General features: G+C 67.9%; 7 protein-coding genes and 1 pseudogene. 4 read left to right on the top strand and 4 right to left on the bottom strand.

Annotated features, from left to right (window positions below):
* From ACFU6I_RS25560 to ACFU6I_RS25550, 3 genes and pseudogenes are all read left to right on the top strand, one after another.
* A partial coding sequence (locus ACFU6I_RS25560; RefSeq protein ID WP_384370886.1) for a TetR-like C-terminal domain-containing protein occupies positions 1 to 265 on the top strand: 265 nt, incomplete at its 5' end.
* A 216-nt stretch (positions 266 to 481) separates the two neighbouring features.
* Positions 482 to 785: pseudogene (locus ACFU6I_RS25555) on the top strand (IS701 family transposase); the annotation flags it as partial.
* 65 nt (positions 786 to 850) lie between these two features.
* A complete protein-coding gene (locus tag ACFU6I_RS25550; protein ID WP_384370892.1) occupies positions 851 to 1,264 on the top strand; it encodes a pyridoxamine 5'-phosphate oxidase family protein in 414 nt (137 codons plus the stop codon).
* A 128-nt stretch (positions 1,265 to 1,392) separates the two neighbouring features.
* Here the strand turns inward: ACFU6I_RS25550 and ACFU6I_RS25545 are convergent, their stop codons facing one another.
* From ACFU6I_RS25545 to ACFU6I_RS25530, 4 genes are all read right to left on the bottom strand, one after another.
* On the bottom strand, positions 1,393 to 2,211 hold the full coding sequence (locus ACFU6I_RS25545; protein ID WP_384370884.1) for an enoyl-CoA hydratase/isomerase family protein: 819 nt from the start codon (positions 2,209 to 2,211) through the stop codon (positions 1,393 to 1,395).
* Positions 2,212 to 2,301: 90 nt separating this feature from the next.
* A complete protein-coding gene (locus tag ACFU6I_RS25540; RefSeq protein WP_384370882.1) occupies positions 2,302 to 2,967 on the bottom strand; it encodes a lipocalin-like domain-containing protein in 666 nt (221 codons plus the stop codon).
* 71 nt (positions 2,968 to 3,038) lie between these two features.
* The gene (locus ACFU6I_RS25535) at positions 3,039 to 4,616 is read right to left on the bottom strand and encodes an aldehyde dehydrogenase (NADP(+)) (protein ID WP_384370880.1); all 1,578 of its coding nucleotides are present in this window, start codon (positions 4,614 to 4,616) and stop codon (positions 3,039 to 3,041) included.
* Entirely contained in the window at positions 4,613 to 5,275 is a 663-nt protein-coding gene (locus ACFU6I_RS25530; protein WP_384370878.1) for an isochorismatase family cysteine hydrolase, read from the bottom strand. Before ACFU6I_RS25530 ends, ACFU6I_RS25535 begins: the two co-directional genes overlap by 4 nt.
* A 139-nt stretch (positions 5,276 to 5,414) precedes the next feature.
* Here ACFU6I_RS25530 and ACFU6I_RS25525 point away from each other — a divergent pair, with 139 nt between their 5' ends.
* Positions 5,415 to 5,972, top strand: a complete 558-nt coding sequence (locus ACFU6I_RS25525; protein ID WP_384370876.1) for a TetR/AcrR family transcriptional regulator — start codon at positions 5,415 to 5,417, stop codon at positions 5,970 to 5,972.
* Positions 5,973 to 6,000 lie beyond the last annotated feature (28 nt).

Below are 6,000 nucleotides of genomic sequence, written 5' to 3'. Positions count from 1 at the left end.
GGCGGTCTACGACGCCCTGTTCCAGCTCGACGGCGGCCTGGCGTACGCGCAGGAGGACACCCCGGAGCCGCTGAAGGACGCCTTCGCCGCCCTGCAGGAAAGCCTCGGCGAGGTCGCCGGGGACGGCGTCCACCCGGGACTGTTCACCGAGACGTTCTGGGCGGCCCTGCACGGACTGGCCACCCTGACCCGAGCGGGACGGCTGCCGCCGGAGGACACCGAGCAGAGGGTGAAGCTGCTGGTGGACCGGCTCGCCATGATCTGACACACCATCCCGGCAAGCAGCGGCGGGGCCCACGGCCGGGGTCTCGTGCCGTCGCTGTCAGGGCTCCAGTGCGGGAAAGCCGGCCAGACCGGTGTCGAGCATGATGCGGTCGGCCGTGTCGGTGAGGGTGCTGTCAGCCTCGATGACCGTCTCGATGCCGCCTGGCAGCAGATCGAGTTCCCGGTACCACTCTCTCAGCTGCGGCTCACTGACCTCGGCCTCAAGCGCATGTACTCGCGCTTCGTCGCCCTGCGCATCCGGTATCGCCGGACGCGAGATCCGCCAGGCCACACAGGGCGCGGCACTGCCTGAGCGCCGGCTGCTGGCCGAATGGCCCGCCACCGAGCCGGAACCGGTACGGTTCTGGCTGTCCAGCCTGCCCTCCGGCACGCCCCTGACCTCGCTGGTGCGGCCCGCCGAACTCCGTCGGCGCATCGAGCACGACTACCAGGAGATGGAACAGGCCCTGGGACCTGCCCACTTCGAAGCCCACACCTGGGGCGGCCGGCACCACCACGTCAAAGGTCGGTAGGCAAATGACGCGTGACGTCTGAAGATGGGGATGTGGCATCTCGTGATTTCGATGTGGACACGTTCCTGCAGCAGCCGCTGACTGCTCGGATGGCGACCAGCGGGCCCACGGTGCGTCCCGTCTGGTTCCTGTGGGAGGACGGGGCCTTCTGGGTGCTGACGGGCCCGTGGGCCCGGTTGTTCGACCGGGTGAAGGATGATCCGAAAGTCGCGCTCGTGGTCGACGAATGCGATATCGCGACGGGACGTGTTCAGCAGGTGATCGCCCGAGGGCGGGCTGAGCTCGTGCCTTTCGACGTCCCGAGGGGCCGACGTAAGCTGTCCCGCTATTTGGGGGCGGACGAAACCGTATGGGATGAACGGTTCGTGCACTATCTGTATGACGATCCGGGCGAACGGGGCACGATGTGGCTACGCCTGGCGCCCACCTCGCTGACGGCCACGGACCTGAGCTACTGCGTCGAATGAAACCGTCACCGGCAGGCAGGCTCCATCCTTCCCTCCGCCAACGACACGACTACTCAATGGCCAATGCTCACCGTTCCTTCTGCGGAGCGACCTTCACTGTGGTCGCAGCAAGCGGCCGTTCGCGTGGGCTACTCAGCCACGCGGCGGCCGAGGTCGAGTTCCACGCCGTCCGGCCGCTGCAGTCCGCGTTCGAACAGCGAGCGTACGCGGTGCGCGTTCTCGGGTCGCCCGGCAGTCTGGAAATAGGCCTGAAGGCTGGCCCCGTAGGACTCGGCCGTCGGCAGGGACTCGACGTCCACCAGAGCCTTGATCCGGGTGACCGCAGTCTTGTCGAATCCGGCGATACGACGGGCGAAGGTGTCGACGAACTGCTCCAGTTCGCCCGCCGGCACGACGCGGTTGACATAGCCGTACTCTGCCGCGAGATCGGCTGGGAAGTCGTCGGCGCCCAGCAGGATCTCGAGGGCGCGTCCACGGCCCACCAAATGAGGCAGCCGACCGCTGGGGTTGCCCCCGGGCACGGATCCGACGCTCACTTCGAACTGTCCCAGGATGGCACCGGGCCCGGCGAAGCGGGTGTCCGTCGCCAGGACGAACTCGCTGCCGGCGCCCCGGGCTCGGCCGTTTATCTCGCTGATCGTGACAGCGGGCACCTGCGCGAGCCGGTACAGGTTGTCGGCGAACGGATGCAGACCCGAGGGGGCCGGCTTCATGCCGGCCACACGAGACCGGTCCGCCTGGAAGTCCCAGTGCGCCATGAAGAAATCGGGATTGCTGCTGCGGAAGACGACGGCGGTCAGATCCGGGGCCTGCTCGATGCGGGTGACCAGCTCGGCGAGCTGCTCGATGGTGTCGGGGTCGATCAGGTTGATCTCTCCGTTGGAGAAGGTCACCCTCCAGTAGGACGGGCTGACCTCTTCGACGGCGAACTGCTCGTGGTTACTCATGCGGGGTCCCTCCTTGTGAGGACAGTGGTGCGCACAGAAGCGCTGTACACGTAGGAAATCTCGGCGGGAGTGCGGCGGTCGTCCGACGTCTCACGTGTCCTGCGCGCCGAGGCCGGGCAGAGGCCGGTGCATGGCCGGCTCGACGGCGCACGTGCAGGACGTTCCCGGCAAGGGCCGTCCCCGCGAGCAGCACGAAGCCCAGTCCGCTGAGCACCACGCCGACCCACCCGAACGCGGAGAACATGACTGCTGCCACAGCGGATCCGACGGCACCTCCGGCCTCTCCCACACGAGTTCGGCCGTGCGCTCCGCGCCCCACAGTCGGGTGGGGGTGGGGACGGCGAGGGTGAGCAGTGGACCGTCGAAGCGCACCTTCCGTGTCTGGGGATGTCCGGTCCAGTTCGGGAAGAGGCTGGTGGTGACGTGATGCTCGACAGTGGTGGCGTCGACGACCTCGAACGGTCCGCCGTACGCGAGGTAGCCGACCGTCGTCCGGGCCAGTTCCTCGGGCATGGCGTCCTCGAGCCGTGCGGAGCTCAGAAGTGGGCGATCGCTGCGTCCCAGCTGGGCGGACATGAATCCCTGGGGGGTGTAGAGGATCAGTCCGTTCGGGTTGGGGCCGAGGGGCTCGATCACGTCCCCGTCAGCGCTCCTGGCGGTGTAGGACACGAGACGCCAGGCGCCGAGCAGTTTCCCGCGTACCTCGTCGCGGGCCTTGCGTTCGGCGTCCGCAGCGGTGCCTTCGGTGGCGTTCATGGAAAGGGGCTCCTTCCATTCCGGGAGAGTCGGACCCGTCCGTACCGGCGGGCGGGTCTCGGGAGAACGGTTCAGCGCTGCGTGATTTCGCCGTCCACCAGTCGCCACAGGTGCAGCGGGTTCGCCTCGCGCAGTGGCTGCGGCAGCAGCTCCTCGGGGAAGTTCTGGTACGTGACCGGGCGGACGAACCGCTCGATCGCGCCCGTGCCCACGGACGTGAAACGACTGTCGGAGGTCGCCGGGAAGGGACCGCCATGGGTGGATGCGTAGGAGACCTCCTGCGGGATGGAGAAGGCGTTGAACACGATCCGTCCCGTGCGGCGTTCCAGAACCGGCAGAAGCCGTTCGGCGATGCCGCGGTCCGCGGCCTCGGCGTGCAGGGTGGCCGAGAGCTGCCCGCGGAAGGCTCGGGCCGCATCGAGCAGTTGTTCCGGTCCGGTCACCCTGACCAGCAGAACGGCCGGGCCGAAAACCTCCTCGCGCAGGGCGGGTTCGGCCAGGAGCTGCTCGCCGGTGACCTCGTGCAGCAGGGACTGGCTGGACCCGGCGTGCGCGGGGGCGTCGCCCTCGGCGATCCGGACGGCGCCGTCGTCCTCCAGGCGCTGCGCGTTGCGGGTGTAGGCGTCGTGGATGCCGGGTGAGAGCATGGTTCGCGCGGCAGCCTTCTTCACCTCGGCGGCCGCTGCCGCACGCAGCGCCGCGAAGCCGGGTCCGTCGGCCGCGAGGAGGATCGCGGGCTTGAGGCAGGCCTGTCCGACGTTGTACATGGCGCGCTGCACCAGGCTGGTGCCGATCTCCGCGCCACGGGCCGCGAGTGCGGCGGGCAGCACGAAGGTCGGGTTGACGCTGGTCATCTCGGTGAACACGGGGATGGGGTCAGGGCGCTTCTGCGCCCGCCGGTAGAGGGCCATGCCGCCGCCCTCGGAGCCGGTGAACGTGACCGCCCGGACCAGCGGATGGTCCACGAGCTCCTCACCGATCTCGTTGCCGGCGCCCCGGATGAGAGAGAAGACGCCTTCGTGCAGTCCGGCCTCCGCGACGGCTTCCTGGATGACGCGGCCCTGTATTTCCGAGGCGCCGGGGTGTGCGTTGTGCGCCTTGACGATCACGGGGCATCCGGCCGCGAGGGCGGAGGCGGTGTCACCGCCCAACACGGAGTAGGAGATCGGGAAGTTGCTCGCGCCAAAGATCACCACAGGCCCCAGGGCCACCTTCTGCAGCCGGTGGTCCAGACGTGGTGCGGGCTGCCGGTCCGGCTGCGCGGGATCGATGGTCGCCTGCAGAAAGCGGCCCTGACGGACGACGGCGGCGAACTTGCGGAACACACCGGCGCTCCGCACGGCCTCACCCTCGAGCTGCGCCGCGGGCAGGCCGGTTTCCAGGGCAACTCGCTCAGCGAGCTCGTCCTTGACCGCCTCGAGCTTGTCCGCGATGAGGTCAAGGAACGCTGCCCGCTCGGCCAGGCCGGTGTGGCTGTAGCTGTCGAAGGCCTCGTCCGCCAGGCGGGCCGCGTGGTCGGCCTCGGCCGGGCCACCGAAAGCGAACTCGGGCTCGATGAGCTCACCGGTGGCGGGGTTGAGCGCCTTCATGGCCCCCTCGGTGGCGGCCACTCGGGACGCTCCGATCAACAAGGCTCCGGTCAGTGTCATGCGCGTTCTCCCTTGAATGCGGCGGTGAGCTCGTCGGTGGTGATGATGGCGTGGGCGTACGTCGGGCCGTTCAGGTCGTGAGCGGCGTGCATCATCTCCGGCAGGAACGCCGCGGTGGCGTCACGCACCAGCGTCACGTGGTAGCCCAGCTCCATGGCGAAGCGGCTGGTGGACTCGATGCAGGTGTTCGCCAGCAGACCCACGGCCACCACATGCGTGATGCCGTGCTGCTTGAGCTGGAAGTCGAGATCGGTGTTGGCGAATCCGCTCTGCGCCCAGTGCTCCTGGACGACCACATCACCGGGCTGCGGCTGGAAGTCGGGATGGAACTCGCCGCCCCACGTCCCGCGGGCGAAGCTGTGACGCTCCATGATGCTCAGCTGCGTGGGGTTGGGATGGTTCCACGTTTCGTAGTCACCCGGCTCCCATCGGCGATGCGGGACGAACACCACGCGGACACCGGCCTCACGGGCGGAGGCCACCACCGCATGCAGGTGCTCGAGCAGTCCGACCTCCTGCGCCATCTGCTCCAGGCGCGGCCAGATCTTGCCGCCCTCGGACAGGAAGTCGTTGTAAGGGTCGACCAGTAGAACGGCCGTACGACGAGGGTCGTAGGTGTGGGACACGATCGCATCTCCAATCTGGATGATGGTCATCATCTGCAAACTAGATTACGTTGGTCATCCAGAATGTCAAACGAAAACCATAAAAGCCCTAAATTGGACATGGGTGTATGATGATCATCATCCAGTTATGTGGTGGCCCTACTGCGCCGCCCCAAGGAAAGGCAGGGTCGACATGGGCCACTCGCAGGCCGAGAAGGCTGCGACCCGCGAACGGGTCCTGCAGATCGCCTCCCGCAAGATTCGCTCCGAGGACATCGCCCGCCTCGGTATCGCTGACCTCATGAACGAGGCCGGGCTGACACACGGCGGCTTCTACAAGCACTTCGACTCACGCGACGACCTGATCACACAGGCTGCCGCCGCCGCGCTGGCGGAGGGCACGGCGAAGATGGAGCGCTCCGCACAGAAGAACGCCCGGGATCCGCAGGCCGGCCTCATCGACGCCTACCTGGCGAAGAAACACCGAGATGATCCGGCCACGGGCTGCGCGCTGGTCACCCTGGGCGCCGCCGCCGGACGTGATGACCGGCACCTCAAAGAGGCCTACGAGAAGCAGGTCCGCACATACCTGGACCTGATCGCGGGACTCGACAAAGACTCCGAGGACGCCCGGGCCGAGGCGATACTCACCCTCAGCGCCCTGGTCGGTGCCGTACTCATGGCCCGGGCCGTGGCCGACGAGGCCCTCTCCGACGAACTGCTGGAGACGGTCAGAACCCGGCTGACCTGATCCGCGAAGCGAAGACCTGGCGACGGGC

The organism is Streptomyces sp. NPDC057486 (assembly GCF_042802415.1).
Lineage (GTDB): Bacteria > Actinomycetota > Actinomycetes > Streptomycetales > Streptomycetaceae > Streptomyces > Streptomyces yanii.
Note: the sequence above shows the minus strand (reverse complement) of the source record. Positions and strands in the feature narration are given on the sequence as shown.